The organism is Glutamicibacter sp. MCAF14, from assembly GCF_052114325.1.
Taxonomy (GTDB): domain Bacteria; phylum Actinomycetota; class Actinomycetes; order Actinomycetales; family Micrococcaceae; genus Glutamicibacter; species Glutamicibacter arilaitensis.
Map to the genome: position 1 here is coordinate 518638 of NZ_JBFREO010000002.1, position 20414 is coordinate 539051.

The following is a 20414-nucleotide window of genomic DNA, read 5'->3' on the forward strand; positions in this document are numbered from 1 at the left end:
CAGCAGCACCTTTGTCGTTATTAACACAGCATCGTGCCCCGGCCAACAAGGCCGCGAAAGACTCGCTAGACTGGTTGGGTGAGTGCTACACGTGACGGTTTTGTCCATCTTCATACCCACACCGAATATTCCATGCTGGACGGTGCTGCACGCCTCGGCGAGCTATTCGCTGAAGCCAACCGGCAGGACATGAAAGCCCTGGCGATTACCGACCATGGCTACCTCTTCGGTGCATTCGACTTTTGGCGCCAGGCCACCGGGGCCGGCGTCAAGCCGATTATCGGCGTCGAAGCCTACGTCACTCCGGGCACGGCCCGTGATGACAAAACCCGTGTGAAATGGCGCACCGACGAATCGCAAAAGGGCGATGACGTTTCCGGTGGCGGCCTCTACAACCACATGACCTTGCTCTCCTATAACAACAAGGGCATGGACAACCTCTTCAAGGGCTCCTCGCGTGCCTCGCTGGACTCGGTGTTCGGCAAGTACCCGCGCTGGGACCGCGAGCTGCTCAACGAGCATCACGAAGGCATCATCGCCACCACCGGCTGCCCCTCGGGCGAAGTGCAGACCAAGCTGCGCCTGGGCCAGTACGATGCTGCCAAGGCCGCCGCGGCAGAACTGCAGGACTTGTTCGGCAAGGAGAACTACTTCTGCGAGATCATGGACCACGGTCTGGAGATCGAACGCCGCATCACCAAGGACCTGCTGCGCCTGGCCAAGGAACTGGACATTCCGCTGGTGGCCACCAACGACTTGCACTACACCCACGAATCCGATGCGAAGGCCCACGAAGCGCTGCTGGCCATCAACTCCGGTTCCACGCTCGATGAGCCGACCTATGACCAGGGTGGCAGCCGTTTCGCCTTCTCCGGTACCGGCTATTACCTCAAGAGCGCACGCGAAATGCGCGAATTGTTCAAGGAACTCCCTGAAGCGTGCGACAACACGCTGGCCATCGCCGACCGGGTGGAAGTTTCCTTCGACACCAACGCGAACTACATGCCGAAGTTCCCTTGCCCGCCAGGCGAGGACGAAACCAGCTGGCTGATCAAGGAAGTCGACAAGGGCCTGCACTACCGTTACCCCAACGGCATTCCCGAAGCTTCGCGCAAGCAGGCGGACTACGAGCTGGACGTCATCATCAAGATGGGCTTCCCGGGCTACTTCTTGGTCGTGGCCGACTTCATCAACTGGTCCAAGGACCACGGCATCCGCGTCGGTCCCGGACGTGGTTCCGGTGCAGGTTCCATGGTTGCCTATGCGATGCGTATTACCGACCTGGACCCGCTGGTCCACGGCCTGATCTTCGAGCGTTTCCTGAACCCGGAACGTGTTTCCATGCCCGACTTCGACGTCGACTTCGATGATCGCCGCCGTTCTGAGGTCATCAGGTATGTGACCGAAAAGTACGGCGATGAGCGCGTATCGATGATCGTGACCTACGGTTCAATCAAGACCAAGCAGGCGTTGAAGGACTCCTCGCGCGTGCTGGGCTACCCATTCAGCATGGGCGAATCGCTCACCAAGGCCCTGCCGCCGGCAGTGATGGCCAAGGACATCCCGCTCAACGACATCGACAACCCGGAATCCAAGCGCTACTCCGAGGCCGGGGACTTCCGCAACCTGGTGGCCAATGACCCTGAAGCAGCGCGCGTCTTCGAGACAGCCAAGGGCCTGGAAGGACTGAAGCGCCAGTGGGGCGTGCACGCCGCCGGTGTGATCATGAGCTCGGATCCGATTATCGATGTAGTGCCGATCATGCGCCGTATCCAGGATGGCCAGGTCATCACCCAGTTCGATTACCCGACCTGTGAAGGCCTGGGGCTGATCAAGATGGACTTCTTGGGGTTGCGCAACCTCACCATCATCTCCGACGCGTTGGAGAACATCGAATACAACACCGGCACCAAAATTGATCTCGAAACCCTGACCATCGAGGACCCCGAGGCCTACAACCTGCTGGCCCGCGGCGACACCTTGGGCGTGTTCCAGCTCGATGGCGGACCGATGCGCTCGCTGCTGAAGATGATGCGCCCGGATAACTTCGAAGACATCTCCGCAGTCATCGCCCTGTACCGCCCGGGTCCCATGGGTGCTAACTCGCACACCAACTACGCGCTGCGCAAGACCGGGTTGCAGGAAGTTACCCCGATCCACCCGGAGCTGGCTGAACCGCTGGCAGAGATCCTGGGCGGCACCTATGGCCTGATCGTTTATCAGGAGCAGGTTATGGCTATTGCGCAGAAGCTGGCCGGCTACTCGCTGGGCCAGGCAGATATTCTGCGCCGCGCCATGGGCAAGAAGAAGAAGTCCGAGCTGGATAAGCAGTTCGCCGGCTTCAAGCAGGGCATGAACGACAACGGCTACTCCGATGCCGCCGTGCAGACCCTGTGGGACATCCTGCTGCCTTTCTCCGACTACGCGTTCAATAAAGCCCACTCCGCGGCTTACGGAGTGGTCTCTTACTGGACCGCCTACCTCAAGGCGCACTACCCGGCCGAATACATGGCCGCACTGCTGACCTCGGTGGGCGATGACAAGGACAAGCTGGCCCTTTACCTGAACGAATGCCGCCATATCGGCATCACCGTGCTGCCTCCAGATGTCAACGAATCGGCGTTGAACTTCACCCCAGTGGGCAAGGACATCCGCTTCGGCATGGGAGCGATCCGCAACGTGGGCACCAACGCGGTGTCCGGCATGGTTGAAGCGCGCGCCGAAAAGGGCAACTACAACGACTTCAACGATTTTTTGGGCAAGGTTCCAGCGGTGGTGTGCAATAAACGCACCATTGAATCGCTGATCAAGGCCGGTGCCTTCGACTCGATGAAGCACCCGCGCCGTGCCCTGGTGGCCATCCATGAAGAAGCCGTCGACTCGGTCATCCAGGTCAAGCGCAATGAAGCCGCCAACCAGTTCGACCTGTTCAGCGCGCTGGGAGCCGAAGACTCTTCGGAATCGATGCACGTGGCCATCCCGGACCTGCCGGACTGGGACAAGAAGGAAAAGCTGGCCTACGAGCGCGACATGCTCGGCCTGTACGTTTCGGACCACCCGCTGCAGGGCCTGGGCTCGGCCCTGGACCAGTACGCGGATATGCCGGTCACGCATGTGCTCTCTGATGACGGGCCGCAAGATGGCCACATCATTTCCATCGCAGGCATGATTTCCGGATTGCAGCGGCGCATCGCCAAGAAGAGCGGCAATCCGTATGCACGCTGCGAAATCGAAGATCTTTCGGGCTCGATGGAAGTCATGTTCTTCGGCCAGGCCTACCAGCCGATCGCCGAGATCCTGGCCGATGACCTGATCGTGGTCATCAAGGGCCGGGTGCAGCGCCGCGATGACGGATCGATCACCTTGAATGCCCAGGAAATGATGATCCCGGAAATCTCCGAGGATGCCAACGGGGGCCCGGTGGTCATCGGCATTCCAACGCATAAGGCCAACGAGACCCTGGTGCAGAAGCTCGGTGATGTGCTGCGCACGCACAGCGGCAATACCGAGGTGCGCGTGAAGCTCACCGGCAGCCGCGGCACCTCGCTGATGCGCCTGGGCATGAACTTCCGGGTCAATCCGAATCCGGCATTGTTCGGCGACTTGAAGGTGTTGCTGGGGCCGAACTGCTTGGACGTGTAGCCAACTGGATGCTTGCCTGGATGACCGGAGAAGGTAACTAATAACCCTTCTCCGGTCATCGGCGTTAAACTAGGTGGGTGAGCACTATTCCAGAAATTGAATTCGCAGAACTCGCCACCCTAGATTGGCGCAACGAATCGCTGAGCTACGCACAGCTCAAAGCAAAACTGCCGCGTCCGGAGATGAACTCCCAGACCGCTGCCGAAACGGTGCAGCAGATCATCGATGATGTCCGTGCCCATGGCATGGAAACGCTCAAGGATCTCGCCGCGCGCTTCGACCACGTGCAGCTGGAGCATACCCGTGTGCCACAACATGAGCTGGACCGCGCCCTGGAAGAACTCGATCCGAAGGTTCGCCAGGCGCTGGAAGAATCCATCGACCGCGCCCGCGTCTTCGCCAAGGCCCAGCGCCCACAAGATGCTGAAGTCAGCTACGCCGCCGGCGCCACGGTCACCCAGCGCTGGGTTCCGGTCCGCCGTGTCGGCCTTTACGTACCTGGCGGCCTAGCCGTCTATCCATCTTCGGTGATCATGAACACCGTCCCGGCCCAAGCAGCCGGTGTCAGCTCGCTAGCACTAGCCAGCCCGCCGCAGAAGGAATTCGGCGGACTGCCGCACCCCACTATCCTGGCCGCTGCCAAGCTGCTGGGCATCGAAGAGGTGCACGCCATGGGCGGCGCCCAGGCTGTAGCCGCATTCGCCTACGGCGTGGATATGCCCGATGACGAACGTGGCGGCATTGAACCGGTCGATGTGATTTCCGGTCCGGGCAACATCTTCGTGGCCACCGCCAAGCGCCTGGTCAAAGGCGTGGTGGGCATCGACGCTGAAGCCGGTCCAACCGAAATCGCGATCCTTGCTGATGCCTCGGCTGTGCCGGGCTTTGTTGCCGCCGACATGATTTCGCAGGCCGAGCACGACGCCAATGCGGCAGCGGTGCTTGTTACTGATTCTGCAGAGCTTGCCGCAAGCGTGCGCACGGAACTGGTGGCGCAGGTAGCGGCTACCAAGCACTCGGCCCGCGTCAAGGAAGCCCTGTCCGGTGCTCAGTCGGCGATCATCTTGGTCAAGGATCTGGGCCAGGGGATCGAAGTGTGCAACGCCTACGCCGCTGAGCACCTGGAGATCATGGTTGACCAGGCAGAGGCCGCCGCGGCGCGGATCACCGCTGCTGGAGCCATATTCGTAGGTTCCTACGCGCCGGTGTCCTTGGGCGATTACTGTGCAGGATCCAACCACGTGCTGCCAACCAGCGGTACCGCACTGCACGCCTCGGGCTTGAATGTGAATACGTTCTTGAAGGCCATCCAGGTCATCAATTACGACAAGGCCGCCTTGGGTGAGGTTGCCGCTCACGTCATTAATCTTGCCAATGCCGAGGACCTGCCAGCCCACGGTGACGCGGTCGCGGTGCGAAAAACGCATTAGACGCTAAACTGTTAGGTGACATGAGTTGATTCTTGTCACCGATGGTGAAATGAGAATGCTTCTTAGGCTACAGATGGAGGTGCCGTGAACTGCCCGTATTGCCGCAATGCTGATTCCCGAGTGGTTGATTCCCGAGTGGCCGACGATGGCGTCTCGATCCGCCGTCGACGCCAGTGCACCGCCTGCTCGCGCCGATTTACCACCACCGAAACTGCCAGCCTCAACGTGCTCAAGCAGTCCGGTGCCGTGGAACCGTTCTCACGCAATAAGGTCATCAACGGCGTACGCAAGGCCTGCCAGGGCCGCCCGGTCACCGATCACGACCTGGCTATCTTGGCCCAGGAAGTCGAAGAAGCCGTGCGCACCTCAGGTGCAGCTGAAATTCCAGCGCACCAGGTTGGCCTGGCCATCTTGGAACCGCTTTCGCGACTGGACGAAGTGGCCTACCTGCGCTTTGCCAGTGTCTATCACAACTTCCAGTCTTTGACTGATTTTGAGACGGCCATTGCCCGCCTGCGCGATCGCCGAGGTAGAACCCCGCAGGGAACCCAACGTCCGCTAACCGCCGACTAGCAGTCCCGGCAACCAAAGCAAATGCCCAAAACCTGAAGAGGTTTTGGGCATTTGCATTTAACGATTTTGCAGCAGCGGCTAGGGCAGGGTGAGAATTTCTGCGCCGTTGTCGGTGACCAGCAAGGTGTGCTCGAACTGCGCGGTGCGCTTCTTGTCCTTGGTGGTCACAGTCCAGTCGTCGTCCCACATGTCCCACTCGATGGTGCCCAGGGTGAGCATTGGCTCGATGGTGAAGACCATGCCCGGCTCGATCAGGGTGTTGTAGCCAGGAGCCGCATCGTAGTGCGGAATGATCAGGCCCGAGTGGAACGCTTCGCCCACGCCGTGGCCGGTGAAGTCGCGAACCACGCCGTAGCCGAAGCGCTTGGCGTAGGTTTCGATGCTGCGGCCAATCACGTTGATTTCGCGTCCTGGCATAACGGCCTTGATGGCGCGCTTGAGCGAATTCTCGGTACGTTCCACGAGCAGGCGGGACTCTTCATCTACGTCGCCGACCAAGAAGGTGGCGTTGTTATCGCCATGGACGCCGCCGATGTAGGCGGTGATGTCGATGTTGATGATGTCCCCGTCTTCCAGCACCGTGGTGTCGGGGATGCCGTGGCAAATGACCTCGTTCAGCGAGGAGCACAGCGACTTGGGGAATCCGCGGTAGCCCAGGGTCGAAGGGTAGGCGTTGTGGTCCATCAGGAACTCGTGGCCGATGCGGTCCAGCTCATTGGTGGTGATTCCGGGTTGGCAGGCCTTGCCGACTTCCTGCAGCGCCTGAGCGGCAATTTTCGAAGCTATGCGGATGCGTTCGATGACTTCCGGGCTTTTGATTTCCGAAGCAGTGTTGGTTGCCGGTTCTTTCTTGCCAACATACTCGGGACGTTCAATATGTTTCGGTACCGGAAGTTCCGGGGATACCGTTCCGGCGGTGAGATTTCCAATAGGTGCAGTCGTTGCAGTAGCCATATTTTTATTCTAGCTTCACGCTACCGCCACTTTGCTCAGAGCTGGCTAAGAGCGCAGGTGGTGTTCCACCTATTTTTCTTCGGTTGGGATACCGTGGAAAGCAACAGCACAATCAGCGACAGAAGGAGTTTCCCATGAGCTCAGTAGGCACCCCGGGCGAGGGACAGTACTGGTACAACGTCTCCACCAAGACCGTGGAGAAAGGCCCGCAGTCCGATTGGTCCCAGTTGCTAGGTCCGTACGACACGGCCGCGGAAGCAGAAACGGCCATGGCCAAGGTGCAGGCGCGCAATGAGGCGTGGGATGAAGCCGAAGAAGACGACGCCTAAGCATTGCCAGCGCCTCTTGGCGTAGCGCAATGGAAAGCACAGTGGTGCGTGACCCAGACGCTATGCTTCAGGGCACGCAGATCGGCGTATTTTTTCACGAAGCGCGGTGTGCGCCGTCCGCCAAGACCCAGCATGTCCTGCCAAACCAGAACCTGCCCGGTGGTGGAATTTCCGGCACCAATACCAATGGTGGGAACAGCCAACGCGGCATCGATTTCGGCAGCGACCGGGCTTGGAACCATTTCCATCAGGATGCAGAACGCGCCGGCATTCTGCATGGCCAGGGCGTCTTCCTTCATCTGCTGGACTGCATCGCCGCGGCCTTGCACTCGGTATCCGCCCAGGGCGTGCTCGGATTGCGGGGTGAAGCCGATATGCCCGATGACTGGAACACCGGCAAGCACCATTGCCTGGACATGTTCTGCGTACTGCGCGGTGCCTTCCATCTTGACCGCGTGGGCATGCCCTTCCTTCATCAGGCGCACCGCAGTGGCCACAGCCTGGGCGGGGGATTGCTCGTAGCTGCCGAAAGGCAGGTCCGCGACGACCATGGCACGCTTGGCGCCATTGGCCACAGCCTTGGTGAAAGTGATCATCTCATCGAGGGTGATCGGCAAGGTTGACTCGTAACCGAGCACGGTGTTGGCAGCGGAGTCGCCAACCAACAGCATCTCGATCCCGGCGGAATCAAAAATTTCAGCCATCATTACGTCATAAGCAGTTAACATCGCGAATTTTTCGCCGTTGTCTTTCGCCTGCTGCAAATGATGAAGTCGGATACGGGACGGGCCTTTTTCGGGATTCCCTGGATATGGTTGTGGCATGAGACGACTTTATCGCACTTGGACAGGGCGATGCTGACCGGTGGGACCGTTCTAAACCGATATAGTGTTGCCACAGGTCAATTTTCTTACCGGTTGTGATCAGCACCGGATATTAGAATCCCAAAGGTGGTGGAAAATGGATCGTCAGCAGGAATTTGTACTGCGCACCATTGAAGAACGCGACGTTCGGTTTGTGCGCATGTGGTTTACTGACGTCGTTGGTTCGCTGAAGTCAGTGGCGTTGGCTCCTGCTGAAGTCGAGGACGCTTTCGAAGAAGGTCTGGGCTTTGACGGCTCATCCATTGACGGGCTTTCCCGGATCTCCGAATCTGACATGCTGCTTCAGCCAGATCCTTCCACCTTCCAGATCCTTCCGTGGCGTGGAGAAGTCGAACCGACTTCCCGCATGTTCTGCGACATCCTCACCCCCGAAGGCCAGCCTTCGAATGCCGATCCGCGCCAGGTGCTCAAGCGCCAGCTGACCGAAGCATCGAATATGGGCTTCACCTGCTACACCCATCCGGAGATCGAATTCTATTTGCTGCAAAACGATCAGCTGGACGCCAATGGGCGCCCTCAGCCGATCGACAACGGCGGCTACTTCGATCACGTGCCAGATGGCGTGGGCCAGGACTTCCGCCGGGCCTCGGTGACCACCTTGGAAGCCTTGGGCATTTCGGTGGAGTTCTCCCATCACGAAACCGGTCCGGGACAAAACGAAATAGATCTGCGCTACGCAGATGCGTTGCAGACCGCCGACAACATCATGACCTTCCGTACCGTCATCAAGGAGATGGCGATGCAGAAGGGCATCCATGCAACCTTCATGCCCAAGCCTTTCAGCGATCAGCCAGGCAGCGGCATGCACACGCACTTCTCCTTGTTCGAAGGCGACGCGAACGCGTTCTTCGAAGCCGGGCGTGAATACCAGCTCTCGGACGTGGCCCGCTCATTCATCGCCGGCATCTTGCACCACGCGCCGGAAATGACTGCCATCACCAACCAGTACGTGAACTCCTACAAGCGCCTGTGGGGCGGCGGTGAAGCGCCAAGCCACCGCTCGTGGGGGCACAACAACCGTTCTGCACTGGTACGCGTACCGCTGTACAAGCCGGGCAAGGGCCAGTCCGCCCGCGTGGAATACCGCGGCATCGACTCGGCAGCCAACCCTTACCTGGCCTACGCAGTCCTGCTGGGTGCCGGGCTCAAGGGCATCCGCGAAGGCTACGAACTCGAAGAGCCCACCGAGGATGATGTCTGGAGCCTGTCCACCGCGGAGCGCCGCGCGTCGGGCCACGTTCCGCTGCCGGGCAGCCTGCATGATGCCTTGCGTGCCATGGAAGAGTCAGAGCTGATGGCCGAAATCCTCGGCGAGCAGGTCTTCAACTCCTTCCTGTCGAACAAGCGCACCGAATGGGAAGAATACCGCCAGGTCATCACCCCGTACGAGCTGAACAAATATTTGGGAATCCTCTAGAGACTTCACCGCGTGAAGCTGCGCAGTGACATGTGGGAGAACACGAAACACCATGCCGGAAGTACCCTCACGAGCACTGATCAACGCTGGCTTCAGCGATATCGAACGGGCCAAGAATTTCCTCCAGGCCGAGGAACTGTCCAAGATAGATCCCAACCTGGTCGTGAGCAAGATGGCGCATGCGCCGGACCCGGACCAGGCCTTGCTGCTGGCCTTGAGGCTGGCTGACCGCCATCCCAAAGTCATCGACATCTTCATGGCTCCGGACAGCTGCCAAGGCCTGGTCAGGCTCTTGGGCAGCTCTTCTGCGCTCGGTGAGTTCCTCATCCGCTGCCCCGAGGCGCTGGATATTGTCCGCAAGGCACCTTCCGGTGAATTTGTGCAAGTCTCCGCCGAGCAACTGGTACAGGACCTGCTGGCATCCATCGACGCCACGCAAAGCGACGGCGGGCATTGGGTCTCGGCCTATACCGGAGCTGAAGCTCGCCAGCGCTTGCGTACCGCGTACCGCAAAGCCCTGCTCTCCTTGGCGCACCGGGACTTGGGATCCACCCAACCGCAACGCATACTGCCCAAGGTGGCCGCCGAATTAGCCGACATGGCTGGCGCTGCGTTGGAAGGCGCGTTGGCTATTGCCCGGGCAGAAGCAGCCGAGCAGTACGACGCCGAAGACGTTGACCGGGTGAAGATCACCGTGATCGGCATGGGCAAGTGCGGCGCTCGGGAACTGAACTACATCTCCGACGTCGACGTCATTTACGTCCATGACTCTGCCCCGAGCATTGACGAAGACCTGGCGGCGGCTATTGCCACAGTCATCTGCGGCAATACCGCGCGCGCACTGATGGTGCCAGGCCCAGAACCAATGCTCTGGGAAGTCGATGCGAACCTGCGTCCCGAGGGCAAGGACGGGGCCCTGACCCGCACGCTTTCCTCCCATGAGGCGTACTACCGACGGTGGGCGCATTCGTGGGAATTCCAAGCCTTGCTCAAAGCCCGTGCAATCGCCGGCGATAAGGAACTGGGACGCTCCTACGAGCGGATGGTCGCTCCGCTGGTGTGGTCCAGCTCGGAACGCGAAGGGTTTGTCGAATCCGTCCAGGCCATGCGCCGACGGGTCAGCAACAACATCGATAAGCAAGATGTGGCCTGGCAAATTAAACTGGGCCCCGGCGGATTGCGCGATGTCGAATTCACCGTCCAGCTGCTGCAGCTGGTCCACGGCCGCGTTGATCCGGCCATCCAAGTGCCCACCACCACCTTGGCCATTCAAGCGATGAGCGACATCGGCTATATCGGCCGGGATGACGCCACGAATTTTGATGATTCCTATCGTTTCCTGCGCCTGCTGGAACATCGTATCCAGCTGAGCCAATTGCGCCGGACCCATCTGATGCCCCGGGTGGAAAGCGCTCAGCGCGTGCTGGCACGTGCCATTCGCGGAGCCGGCGACCTTCAGTCGAGCAGCCCGGAGAAGCTGATGCGCCGCTGGAACGAAACCAAGCGCATGGTGCGTTCGCTGCACGAGCGTATTTTCTACCGCCCGCTGCTGGTGAGCAGTTCCAACCTTTCAACCGACGACGTAAAGCTCACCGCGGAATCCGCGCAAGCACGACTGCGCGCGTTGGGCTATCTGGACCCGAAGGCCGCGATGCGCCATATCGAGGCGTTGACCGGCGGAGTCTCGCGCAGCGCCTCATTGCAACGGCAGCTTTTACCGGTGCTCTTGGACTGGTTTGCCCGTGGAGTGGATCCGGATGCTGGTCTGCTGGGATTCCGGCGACTGAGCGAAGCACTGGGCAAATCGCATTGGTTCCTGGGCATGCTGCGCGATACCAACGCCGCGGCCGAGCGCCTGAGCCATCTGCTGTCCAATACGCGCTTCCTGACCGATCTGCTGGCCAATGAACCTGCTGCGGCCGCCTGGCTGGGCTCTGACGCCTCCTTGGCGCCACAGACATTCGAAAACCTACTGCAGCAGAACACCTCGATCATTCATCGCGCGAAGCAGCCTGAAACGGCAATCCGGATGATCCGCATGGTGCGCCGCCGTGAGTTCTTGCGCGTGGCATTGGCTGACGGTGCGCGGCTGCTGACCGTGGATGAAGTCGGTGTAGCGCTGTCGAATATCGATGCGGCCATGGTTGACGGGGTGCTCAAGGTCCTTCTGGCTGCCGATCAGGCCAAGCATGGAGAGCACGCGGTCATTGCAGTCATCGCGATGGGCCGGCAAGGTGGCCGGGAGATCGGCTACGGGTCCGATGCCGATGTCCTCTTCGTGCAGCGTCCGGTGCCAGGAGCCACCGCCCAAGCCGCCCAAGAGCAGGCGCTGCGCGTTGTGACAGATCTGGTGTCGTGGACCGCGAAACCGTTGAAGCCGGCAATTCCAGCCGAGGTGAAACTGAAGGTGGACTCGGACCTGCGCCCCGAAGGGCGCCAGGGAATGCTGGTTCGCTCACTTGATGCCTACGCCACGTATTACCAGCGCTGGGTCGAAGTGTGGGAACGCCAAGCCTTGCAACGCGCACGCCCATTTGCCGGCGATGACCAGCTGGCCGGTGAATTCATGGAATTGATCAAGCCGGTGCGCTACGGCAAGGGTTTGGAAGAGACTGAAATCCGAGAGATCCGCAAGATCAAGGCCCGGGTTGAATCCGAACGCCTGCCGCGCGGTGCTGATCCTAATCGGCATTTGAAGCTCGGGCGCGGTTCGCTCTCAGACATCGAATGGCTGGTGCAGTTCTTCCAGCTGCAATACGCCTGGAAGCACGAATCCCTGCGCACCACCTCGACGCTACAGGCCTTGGAAGAGCTGGCCGCCTTGGAATTGATCAGCCAAGAGGATAGCGAACAGCTGGCAGATACATGGCGGCTTGCCACGCAGATCCGCAGCGCGGAAATCATTACCTCCGGCCGCTCCAGCGACGTGCTGCCCAGCTCGGCGCGCGATATGGAAGCCGTTGCCCGTTGGTGCGGCTACGAACCGCACTTCGGCGCGGAATTGGAAGAAGACTACCTGCGCGCCACCCGCCATGCACGCGCCATCTTCGAAGTGCTGTTCTACGGATTTGAGGATTAGGCAGCAGCATGACCGTTGAAGCGCTGCTGGTGCGCTCCTGGCGTCCGCTGGCTTCCTCGTGCCGGCCGTGAGAGCGCCGAGTGCTCTTGGGTGCGAGCGCACAGCTGTGGAACGAGGCCAGCGCTGCCTTGCTCAATTGGGAAGTGAAGACCCGTAGCGGATTCAAGATCGATCCGCAGGTGCCCGCTGTTGCCGGCCAGCTACCCGTGATCACCATCGGTGCTGGCCTGCTGCGCGTGGTGGAACCGGTGGCAGTCATGGAAGTCGCAGAAGAAGAACACTGGGTGGGCTTTTCCTACCGGACACTGCCAGGGCACCCCGTCCAGGGCGTGGAAGCTTTCATTCTCGAACGCGTAGGGCAGCAGGTTTTCCTGCGCGTCAGGTCGGTGACCGAACCCTCTGATGTTCCGTCCTGGCGACGAGTCTTCTGGCTGCTGATCACGGCTCAGTGGGTCACCCGGTGGCGTTACCTGCGGGCGCTCAAGCCCTGATCCGCACCCGGGATTCTTCCGCCCATCCCTGCCAGAGTCCATGATGGGGACTATGGTGGATCGTGTCACCGTTACGCGTAGTACTAGTGCAGGGGAGTTCCTACGATGTTTGACCCGCAGCTGATGCAGGCGGCCATTGATCAATCCCTCTTGGCCTTGGAAGCTGATGACAGCGGACCATTTGGTGCCGTGGTTGTTCTGGAGGGCAAGGTCATTTCCGCCGCCTGTAACTCGGTGGTCGGTTCGATGGATCCCACGGCGCATGCGGAGATCAATGCCATCCGTGCCGCAGGACAGGTGTTGGGCAGTTTTGACCTGTCCGAGTGCGAGCTGTACACCAGTTGCGAACCGTGTCCCATGTGCTTGGGAGCCATCTATTGGTCCCGCTTCAAGCACGTCTACTTCGCCAATAATCGTGAAGAAGCCGCCGCCATCGGTTTCGATGATGATTTCATTTACAACGAGCTCGAGCTTCCAATGAGCGCGCGGAAAATACCTTTTACCCGAGTTGAGGATTCCGGTGCGATTCGCGCCTTCGAACTTTGGGAAGCGAAGGACGACAAGCAGGAATATTAGCCGTTGCTTAGGGGACCGAGCGCCTACTGCGGCCTTGGTTGCCCGTGCCTCGCTGGCTGAAATAGAAAAGTCCGCACAAGCTTGCCAAGAACAATGTTCTGGCAGCTTGTGCGGACTTTCTGCGTACTACGCGGAAACTTCTCCCGCTAGCTGATTAGCAACCGTAGTAGAGCTCGAACTCGTATGGGTTCGGGCGCAGGCTCAGTGGTCGGATTTCGTATTCACGCTTGTACTCAATCCAAGTCTGGATCAGGTCTTCGGTGAAGACACCGCCTTCGAGCAGGAACTCGTGGTCGGCTTCCAGAGCCTTCAGAGCATCTTCGAGGCTTTCAGGAGCGCGCTGGATATCCTTGGCCTCTTCGGCAGGAAGCTCGTAGAGATCCTTGTCGATTGGCTCTGCTGGTTCGATGCGGTTCTTGATGCCGTCCAGGCCAGCCATCAGCTGAGCTGCGAATGCCAGGTATGGGTTCGAGGAGGCATCTGGAGCGCGGAACTCGATGCGCTTGGCCTTAGGGTTCGAACCGGTGATTGGGATACGGATACCGGCAGAGCGGTTGCCCTGCGAGTAAACCATGTTCACTGGAGCTTCGTAGCCCTTGACCAGGCGGCGGTAGGAGTTCACGGTTGGGTTGGTGAACGCGAGCACTGCATCAGCGTGCTTCAGCAGGCCACCGATGTACCAGCGAGCGGTATCGGAAAGGCCAGCGTAGCCCTTTTCGTCGTAGAACAGTGGTTCGCCGTTGGCCCACAGCGACTGGTGCACGTGCATGCCCGAGCCGTTGTCGCCGAAGACTGGCTTCGGCATGAAGGTTGCGGACTTGCCCCATGCATCAGCGACGTTCTTCACGATGTACTTGAAGAGCATCAGTTCATCGGCCGAGTGGACCATGGTGTTGAACTTGTAGTTGATTTCAGCCTGGCCAGCTGCGCCGACCTCGTGGTGGCTGCGCTCAACTTCGAGGCCTGCCTTGTCCAACTCAACGCAGATGGCGTCGCGCAGGTCAGCCTGCTTGTCAGTTGGAGCCACTGGGAAGTAGCCGCCCTTGAATGGGGTCTTGTAACCCTGGTTGCCGCCCTCTTCCTTGCGGCCGGTGTTCCAAGGTGCCTCGTCGGAATCGATCGAGTAGAACGCGCCCTGTGGCTTGGATTCGTAGCGAACGTCTTCGAAGATGAAGAATTCTGCTTCTGGAGCGAAGAACGCGGTATCAGCGATACCGGTGGACTCCAAGTATGCTTCTGCGCGTTCTGCAACACCACGTGGGTCGCGGTGGTATGGCTCACCGGTGCGTGGGTTGATGATCGAGAAGTTGAACGCCAGAGTCTTTTCCAGACGGAACGGATCGATGAAACCAGTGGTTACATCTGGGATCAGCTGCATGTCGGAATCAGAGATGCCGGCGAAGCCGCGGATGGAGGAACCATCGAAAAGCTGGCCGTTGACGAAGAAGTCGGCATCCACGGACTTGGCTGGCACGTTGAAGTGCTGCTGTACACCGGGTAGGTCGGTGAAACGGATATCGACGAACTTGATGTCCTCTTCGGCAATATATGCCAAGACTTCTTCTGGACTGGTAAACATGTGCAGGTTACTCCCTGGTGAGATATAAGGTTTGGTAAACGGAACTTGTAGCCAGAACTATCCGGCTGGTTCTCTTGCTTACGAATCAATCCTACCTATAATCCATTTCTGAATGGTGTCTCTATTGTTTCCAGCCTGTTACAAGTGGAAAATCCGGGCGTGTCGAATCGCCCTGATCTGCACTAATAGCGACCTGTAACAATGTGACTTGGTTAGTTGTTGGTTCAATCTCGTTATGACAGTGGCGCACAGGATCGCTGGATAGACTGTCCTAGTGGAAAGAAAAGACTTCAGCTCGTGGCTTGAAGGGCCGCCGCAGCACAATACGCAAGAATGGCCTGGGCAAGATATGGGGCGTCCTGAGAAGGGCCCCGGATCAATTGCCAGATTCCCTCGACGGGTTGGCGCGCTGCTCTTGGACTGGGGCCTATCGATGCTGTTGAGCTGGTGGCTGTTTGACAGCCATGATCTGGCTACATTGAGCCTATTCTGCGCAGGACAGATCATCGGAGTCGGGTTTACCGGTCACACCATCGGGCATCGAACCTTCGGACTGCAGGTCCAGGCCCTGGACGGAACAGCAATTAAGCCACTGCAGGGTTTGATTCGATCATTGCTGCTGTGCCTGGCCATACCAGCGTTCATCACCGACAAGGACCAGCGCGGACTGCATGACCGCCTGCCCAAGACCATTCTGGTGAACATCACCTAGGAATAACGCTAGAAGGCAATAAAGAAGCCGCAACGGGAATTCCCGTTGCGGCTTCTTTATTGTTCGTCTTTAGCGTCCGCGGGTTGCGCGGCGGTTTGGACGGACGCGGTTTGGATCTACACCCTTAGGGATAGGCAGACGGTTTGCGGTCAGCGTGCTCAGACGCTTGTCGACTGCACTGACTTCCAACTTCGTGATCGACTTTGGAAGCTTCTTCATCTCCTTGCCGACCTCAGCCAAGGGGGTCTGGTCTTCATCGGGACCAGCGTTGATCACGTGTACGGGAACGTTCGGCAGCACCCGGGCAATGCGCTTGCGCTCGGAAGCAGCCAGATCGCGGACTCGCGACTTCGGCCCTTCGGTGACCAGGACAATGCCGGGGCGTCCGATGCCCAGGAATACCAGATCCTGGTGACGGTTGTAGGCAACTGGCTCCTGCTTCAGGATCCAGCCGCGACGCAGCACGCTCATGGCAGCGCCAGCAGCCCCGGGACGTCCTTCAAGCTGCGAGAACGCGGCTTTTTCGGCGCGGCGGGACATGATGAACATTGCGGCAAGCAACGCCAGCGGAATCGCGATGATCAACATCGTGATCCAGTTATTGATCAAGAAGCCGATGACCAAGCAGACAGCAATAACGGCCAAGGCGGCCAATGCCATCCACCACACGACCATAGGGTCGTTGCGGCGAGTCATCTGGAAGACCTGGCCGATTTGCTTCAGGCGGCCTGGTTCTTTGTTCTTCTTCTCAGCTTTTGGTTTACGCGAAAACAAGCCACGCTTAGGCGCGCCTGCGTCGTTGTCGGAGTTTTTGGCCATAGTGCCTTAATTCTACGCGATGAAGTTGATAGATCTAAGCCGAGCGAGGACGAACATGACTTTTTCAGTCCGATTGTCCGTTCATGCGGTGGCGAAAGGCCCCGGAGCGTGCCAATGACGTTAGTCAAAAGCTCCGGGGCCTGAAGTGCTTGAAAGTTTTTCGGATCAAGCTACTTGATCAGCGAGGCAGCTTCCTGGCGGGTATTGCCCGAGGATTCGATGTGTGCCAGTGCCTCAGGTATTTCGCGGCCCTTCTTGCGCATGGCTCCAGCCCACAAGCGCCCTGCGCGGTAGGAAGAACGTACCAAAGGACCGGACATGACCCCGGCGAAGCCGATTTCTTCGGCTTCCTGCTGCAGTTCCACGAACTCCTGCGGGGTGACCCAACGGTCAACTGGCAGGTGCAAGTCGGTGGGGCGCAGGTACTGGGTCAGGGTCAGCAGGTCACAACCGGCTTCGTGCAGATCGCGCATGGCCTCGGAAATTTCTTCGCGAGTTTCGCCCATACCCAAGATCAGGTTCGACTTGGTGATCAGGCCACGATTGCGGCCATGGGTGATGACATCCATGGAGCGCTGGTAGCGGAAGGCCGGACGGATGCGCTTGAAGATACGCGGCACGGTCTCCACATTGTGGGCGTAGACCTCAGGGGCCGAGTCGCAGATCGCATCCAGGTTCTCCGGCTTCCCGGTGAAGTCAGGAATCAGCAGTTCCACACCGGTGCTCGGGTTCATCTTATGGATCTGGCGCACGGTTTCTGCGTACAGCCAGACGCCCTCATCTTCGAGGTCGTCGCGGGCCACGCCGGTAACGGTGGCGTAGCGCAGATCCATCTTCTTCACGCTCATTGCGACCTTGAAAGGCTCCGAGCGGTCAATCGGTGCTGGCTTGCCGGTGGCGATCTGGCAGAAATCGCAACGGCGGGTGCACTCGGAACCACCGATGAGGAACGATGCCTCACGGTCTTCCCAGCATTCGAAAATGTTCGGGCAGCCAGCTTCTTCGCAGACGGTGTGCAGGCCTTCGGACTGCACGAGGTTCTTCAAACCTACGTATTCAGGGCCGATGTTCAACTTGGCCTTGATCCAGTCCGGCTTACGCTCCACCGGGACTGCAGCGTTTCGCTTTTCTACGCGCAGCATACGACGGCCTTCTGGTTCGACACTCATTAACAGCTCTTTCTATGGGGAGGGCGTGACTGTCTAAACGACTTGTGGGGTGAGCAGACGCTCAATTTCGGCTTCCACGCGGTCCACGACGTCTTCGGGGTGGACTGTACGGCCAAGTTCTTCAGAAATGGTGGTGACACCGGCATCGGAGATACCGCAGGGGATGATCTGATCGTACGCAGAAAGTTCATTCGAGCAGTTCAGCGCGAAGCCATGCATGGTCACGCCGTGGTTGATGCGGATTCCGATGGCCGCAATTTTGCGGTCCTGGGCGCCATCTTTGCCAGGAACCCAGACTCCGGAGCGGCCCTTGATCTGTGTGGTGGGGATTCCCAGCTCGCTGACCACGTTTATCAGTGCTTCTTCCAAAGTCTCCACGTATAGGCGAATGGCGCTGATTTTGCGTAGTCTGACGATGGGATAGCCAATCAGCTGTCCCGGTCCATGCCACGTCAGCTTTCCACCACGGTCAACATCGACCACGGGGGTTCCGTCTAGCGGGAGGTCTTCAGGTTCAGTTCTCTTGCCAGCGGTATATACCGCTTCGTGCTCCAGGAACAGGACTTTTGGGGTTTGTGCGTCCGCGGCTACCGCATCATGCAGCTGGACTTGGTAATCCCAAGCTTCCATGTAGGGCACAAATTTTGAGCCTAGTCCGACTCGTTCGAATTCGATCGCCATGACGGTTAGCCTACGCTCTTGAACGATCGGTCGCTAATTCAGTTGCCACGCCCGCACCTGTGGATATCCAGCTTGCAATTCTTGATTTTCGGATACAACGGACACATGGATGAATCAACGAATGTTCTGGCCTGGCCCACAAGCCCCGGGCACGTTACGGTCAAGCCCTTAAGTGCCAAGTCACCATGCAAAGTTTGGCTGATCCGGAGGGAAAGCGACCAGTCGTATCTAACCCTTAAACTTAGCCTAACTATCGAAAACGTTGTTTCAATGCGGCAAGAACAGATCACGCAATCGAGGAAATATGTCGTCGATTTTTACGGGACTTTAATGACGCAATTGGGCGAAGGGCTGATTATGGAATATTGCCCCGGAGGCAGCTTGGCCGAGTTGGTAGCCAACCGTAGCGCTTTTGCCCTGGGGGAGTGCGTGACCGCTCTGGCGCCCATCGCCCAAACCCTGTCGGTGATGCATGCGCAAGGCCAACGCCACGGGGATCTGTCGCCAGCCAATATCCTGCTCACGGCCAAGGGAATGCCGAAAATTATCGATTTCCAGGAATCGACTTCGGATCAGCAGGTACTGAGTGGTTCTGGCACGCCGGGGTTCATGGCCCCTGAAATGCAGGCCGGAACACGCGAGGGGCAAACCGGCGAGCAGGACGTATTTTCCTTGGGTGCCTGCCTGTGGTTTCTGCTTTCTGGGCGCGTTCCTGAAGAAGAACTGATGCGTCCGCCAGCTAGCGTGATGTTCCCTGGACTTCCAACGATTATCCACGAATTGCTGATTGACTCATTGAATCCGGATCCACAAGCAAGGCCCACCGCGGACCAGTTTGCACGCACCCTGTTCGCCAGCTGCCCAGCAGAACCAATTCGATGGGAAGGGCATATAGCCGCCGAAGCCACACATCTGATGGAAACAATTCACCCGGCTAACGAGCAGCACGCTGCACGCAATCGCCTCAAGCACCGAAAGGATCCAGCCGCTAGTAAAGGTTCTGCGGTGAGCCACGAAGCTTGGCAAATACACCGCCTGCGAAGAACTCCCGGGGCCGTGAAATTAGCAGGGGCCGGTGTCCTGGGGCTTGCAGTTATTCTTGGCAGCTTTCTAGGAGTCAACCATTTTCGGGCGGCACTAGCCACTGAAACCAGTGCCACGCCAGCGCCGACACCCGCGGCACCGAGCTGCAGAATCGAAGATGGTGCCCAAATGCCGGCCTGTGCGCTGAATCGAGACACAGTGATCTCAGCATTCTTGGCGCTCACTGGTGAACGCGATGACGCGATGGGCAAGCTTGCAGGGGAGAAGCTCAAAGGGCTGTATGCCGAAGGTGCTGAGCAGCTGCAACGGGATCTGGAAACCATTGCACAGTTGCAGAAGATGGGACTCGGAATTGATCGCTTGCGCACGAAGCTTGAAGATGTCTCAATCACCGCGCGTGGGCAAGGGGATTCGGTCATCCTTTCCGCGACCTCAACCCAGAGCGAATACCGCTATGTAGATGCTCACGGGGAAACTATCCATACGGTCCAGGCCGCGCCACCACAGCGTATCGAAGTGGAACTGGTACTAGTTCAGGAGCAATGGAAGATCGGGAAGGTATTGCGTCGTTAAATGCCAAGCGGCGGGAGCAGTAATCAAAGCTTGCTCAAAGCCTTTGATTACCACTCCCGCCGATGAAGTTCTAGGAATTAGCTCCAGAGTACGGCGATCGCGATGTTGATCAGCGCCAAGCCGCCTACTGCGTGGGCGATGCCGGTAGGAACTTCCTCGCCGTTCTTCATCTTCTTACGGCCAAGGAAGGCAGCGACCAAGATGACGATTGCAATGACGGTCTTGATGCCGATCTTCATGTGGTTTGGCGAACCGTCGCCAGCTTCGATAACGCCGACCATGGCCAGACCCGTTACCAGCTGAACGATAGCTCCGTACCACTGCCATACCGAGACAGTTGGAGTCTTGAAATTAGCTAGCCAGCCACCGAAAATAGCGGCTGCACCCAAGATATGCACGAAAATCAGAACTGAAAGAAGAATAGTCATGGTACTAGCCTAATCTATTTTCGACTGATCGTAG

17 protein-coding genes are annotated in these 20414 nt (G+C 58.7%); 10 read left to right on the plus strand and 7 right to left on the minus strand.

Annotated elements, in window-relative coordinates; all coding sequences use genetic code 11:
- Positions 1-78: 78 nt before the first annotated feature.
- From dnaE to nrdR, 3 genes are all read left to right on the plus strand, one after another.
- Complete coding sequence (dnaE, locus tag AB4Y71_RS05025; RefSeq protein ID WP_441718387.1) at positions 79-3642, plus strand: DNA polymerase III subunit alpha; 3564 nt, start codon at positions 79-81, stop codon at positions 3640-3642.
- 77 nt (positions 3643-3719) lie between these two features.
- Positions 3720-5072, plus strand: coding sequence for a histidinol dehydrogenase (hisD, locus tag AB4Y71_RS05030; protein ID WP_441718389.1), 1353 nt, complete (start codon positions 3720-3722; stop codon positions 5070-5072).
- An 84-nt stretch (positions 5073-5156) separates the two neighbouring features.
- Positions 5157-5645 (plus strand): transcriptional regulator NrdR, encoded by a 489-nt coding sequence (gene nrdR / locus AB4Y71_RS05035; RefSeq protein WP_013349405.1) that lies wholly within the window; start codon positions 5157-5159, stop codon positions 5643-5645.
- Positions 5646-5723: 78 nt separating this feature from the next.
- Here the strand turns inward: nrdR and map are convergent, their stop codons facing one another.
- Complete coding sequence (map, locus tag AB4Y71_RS05040) at positions 5724-6599, minus strand: type I methionyl aminopeptidase (RefSeq protein ID WP_013349404.1); 876 nt, start codon at positions 6597-6599, stop codon at positions 5724-5726.
- A 134-nt stretch (positions 6600-6733) separates the two neighbouring features.
- Here map and AB4Y71_RS05045 point away from each other — a divergent pair, with 134 nt between their 5' ends.
- The gene (locus AB4Y71_RS05045; protein WP_013349403.1) at positions 6734-6928 is read left to right on the plus strand and encodes a hypothetical protein; all 195 of its coding nucleotides are present in this window, start codon (positions 6734-6736) and stop codon (positions 6926-6928) included.
- Here AB4Y71_RS05045 and panB read toward each other — a convergent pair.
- A complete protein-coding gene (gene panB / locus AB4Y71_RS05050) occupies positions 6925-7752 on the minus strand; it encodes a 3-methyl-2-oxobutanoate hydroxymethyltransferase (protein WP_441718390.1) in 828 nt (275 codons plus the stop codon). The genes AB4Y71_RS05045 and panB overlap by 4 nt on opposite strands.
- Before the next feature lie 136 nt (positions 7753-7888).
- Here panB and glnA (AB4Y71_RS05055) point away from each other — a divergent pair, with 136 nt between their 5' ends.
- The 4 genes from glnA (AB4Y71_RS05055) to AB4Y71_RS05070 all read left to right on the plus strand — a co-directional run bounded on the left by glnA (AB4Y71_RS05055) (position 7889) and on the right by AB4Y71_RS05070 (position 13375).
- Complete coding sequence (glnA, locus tag AB4Y71_RS05055; protein ID WP_013349401.1) at positions 7889-9229, plus strand: type I glutamate--ammonia ligase; 1341 nt, start codon at positions 7889-7891, stop codon at positions 9227-9229.
- Positions 9230-9281: 52 nt separating this feature from the next.
- Positions 9282-12308, plus strand: a complete 3027-nt coding sequence (locus tag AB4Y71_RS05060) for a bifunctional [glutamine synthetase] adenylyltransferase/[glutamine synthetase]-adenylyl-L-tyrosine phosphorylase (RefSeq protein WP_441718391.1) — start codon at positions 9282-9284, stop codon at positions 12306-12308.
- Positions 12309-12388: 80 nt separating this feature from the next.
- Complete coding sequence (locus AB4Y71_RS05065) at positions 12389-12799, plus strand: DUF1990 family protein (RefSeq protein ID WP_441718392.1); 411 nt, start codon at positions 12389-12391, stop codon at positions 12797-12799.
- 105 nt (positions 12800-12904) lie between these two features.
- On the plus strand, positions 12905-13375 hold the full coding sequence (locus tag AB4Y71_RS05070) for a nucleoside deaminase (protein WP_013349398.1): 471 nt from the start codon (positions 12905-12907) through the stop codon (positions 13373-13375).
- Positions 13376-13529: 154 nt separating this feature from the next.
- On the opposite strand, the gene glnA (AB4Y71_RS05075) is transcribed toward AB4Y71_RS05070, so the two are convergent.
- On the minus strand, positions 13530-14954 hold the full coding sequence (glnA, locus tag AB4Y71_RS05075) for a type I glutamate--ammonia ligase (protein WP_134779901.1): 1425 nt from the start codon (positions 14952-14954) through the stop codon (positions 13530-13532).
- 349 nt (positions 14955-15303) lie between these two features.
- Between glnA (AB4Y71_RS05075) and AB4Y71_RS05080 the strand changes: the two genes are divergently transcribed.
- Positions 15304-15666 (plus strand): RDD family protein, encoded by a 363-nt coding sequence (locus AB4Y71_RS05080; protein ID WP_049862628.1) that lies wholly within the window; start codon positions 15304-15306, stop codon positions 15664-15666.
- A gap of 69 nt (positions 15667-15735) precedes the next feature.
- Here the strand turns inward: AB4Y71_RS05080 and AB4Y71_RS05085 are convergent, their stop codons facing one another.
- The 3 genes from AB4Y71_RS05085 to lipB form a co-directional block, all read right to left on the minus strand.
- Positions 15736-16485 carry a DUF4191 domain-containing protein gene (locus AB4Y71_RS05085; RefSeq protein WP_441718394.1) on the minus strand — a complete coding sequence of 250 codons (750 nt, stop codon included), beginning with the start codon at positions 16483-16485 and terminating at the stop codon, positions 15736-15738.
- Positions 16486-16655: 170 nt separating this feature from the next.
- Positions 16656-17654 (minus strand): lipoyl synthase, encoded by a 999-nt coding sequence (gene lipA, locus AB4Y71_RS05090; RefSeq protein ID WP_134779903.1) that lies wholly within the window; start codon positions 17652-17654, stop codon positions 16656-16658.
- Between the two features lie 33 nt (positions 17655-17687).
- Positions 17688-18362, minus strand: coding sequence for a lipoyl(octanoyl) transferase LipB (gene lipB / locus AB4Y71_RS05095; RefSeq protein WP_441718506.1), 675 nt, complete (start codon positions 18360-18362; stop codon positions 17688-17690).
- 78 nt (positions 18363-18440) lie between these two features.
- Between lipB and AB4Y71_RS05100 the strand changes: the two genes are divergently transcribed.
- On the plus strand, positions 18441-19952 hold the full coding sequence (locus AB4Y71_RS05100) for a serine/threonine protein kinase (RefSeq protein WP_441718396.1): 1512 nt from the start codon (positions 18441-18443) through the stop codon (positions 19950-19952).
- A 77-nt stretch (positions 19953-20029) separates the two neighbouring features.
- Here AB4Y71_RS05100 and AB4Y71_RS05105 read toward each other — a convergent pair whose 3' ends face one another.
- Positions 20030-20380, minus strand: a complete 351-nt coding sequence (locus AB4Y71_RS05105; protein WP_134779906.1) for a hypothetical protein — start codon at positions 20378-20380, stop codon at positions 20030-20032.
- Positions 20381-20414 lie beyond the last annotated feature (34 nt).

Coding starts and splice junctions, on each gene's coding strand:
- map (WP_013349404.1), bottom strand. CDS start 6,599: ATGGCTACTGCAACGACTGCACCTATTGGAAATCTCACCGCCGGAACG.
- AB4Y71_RS05045 (WP_013349403.1), top strand. CDS start 6,734: ATGAGCTCAGTAGGCACCCCGGGCGAGGGACAGTACTGGTACAACGTC.
- panB (WP_441718390.1), bottom strand. CDS start 7,752: ATGCCACAACCATATCCAGGGAATCCCGAAAAAGGCCCGTCCCGTATC.
- glnA (WP_013349401.1), top strand. CDS start 7,889: ATGGATCGTCAGCAGGAATTTGTACTGCGCACCATTGAAGAACGCGAC.
- AB4Y71_RS05060 (WP_441718391.1), top strand. CDS start 9,282: ATGCCGGAAGTACCCTCACGAGCACTGATCAACGCTGGCTTCAGCGAT.
- AB4Y71_RS05070 (WP_013349398.1), top strand. CDS start 12,905: ATGTTTGACCCGCAGCTGATGCAGGCGGCCATTGATCAATCCCTCTTG.
- glnA (WP_134779901.1), bottom strand. CDS start 14,954: ATGTTTACCAGTCCAGAAGAAGTCTTGGCATATATTGCCGAAGAGGAC.
- AB4Y71_RS05080 (WP_049862628.1), top strand. CDS start 15,304: ATGGGGCGTCCTGAGAAGGGCCCCGGATCAATTGCCAGATTCCCTCGA.
- AB4Y71_RS05085 (WP_441718394.1), bottom strand. CDS start 16,485: ATGGCCAAAAACTCCGACAACGACGCAGGCGCGCCTAAGCGTGGCTTG.
- lipA (WP_134779903.1), bottom strand. CDS start 17,654: ATGAGTGTCGAACCAGAAGGCCGTCGTATGCTGCGCGTAGAAAAGCGA.
- AB4Y71_RS05100 (WP_441718396.1), top strand. CDS start 18,441: ATGGATGAATCAACGAATGTTCTGGCCTGGCCCACAAGCCCCGGGCAC.
- AB4Y71_RS05105 (WP_134779906.1), bottom strand. CDS start 20,380: ATGACTATTCTTCTTTCAGTTCTGATTTTCGTGCATATCTTGGGTGCA.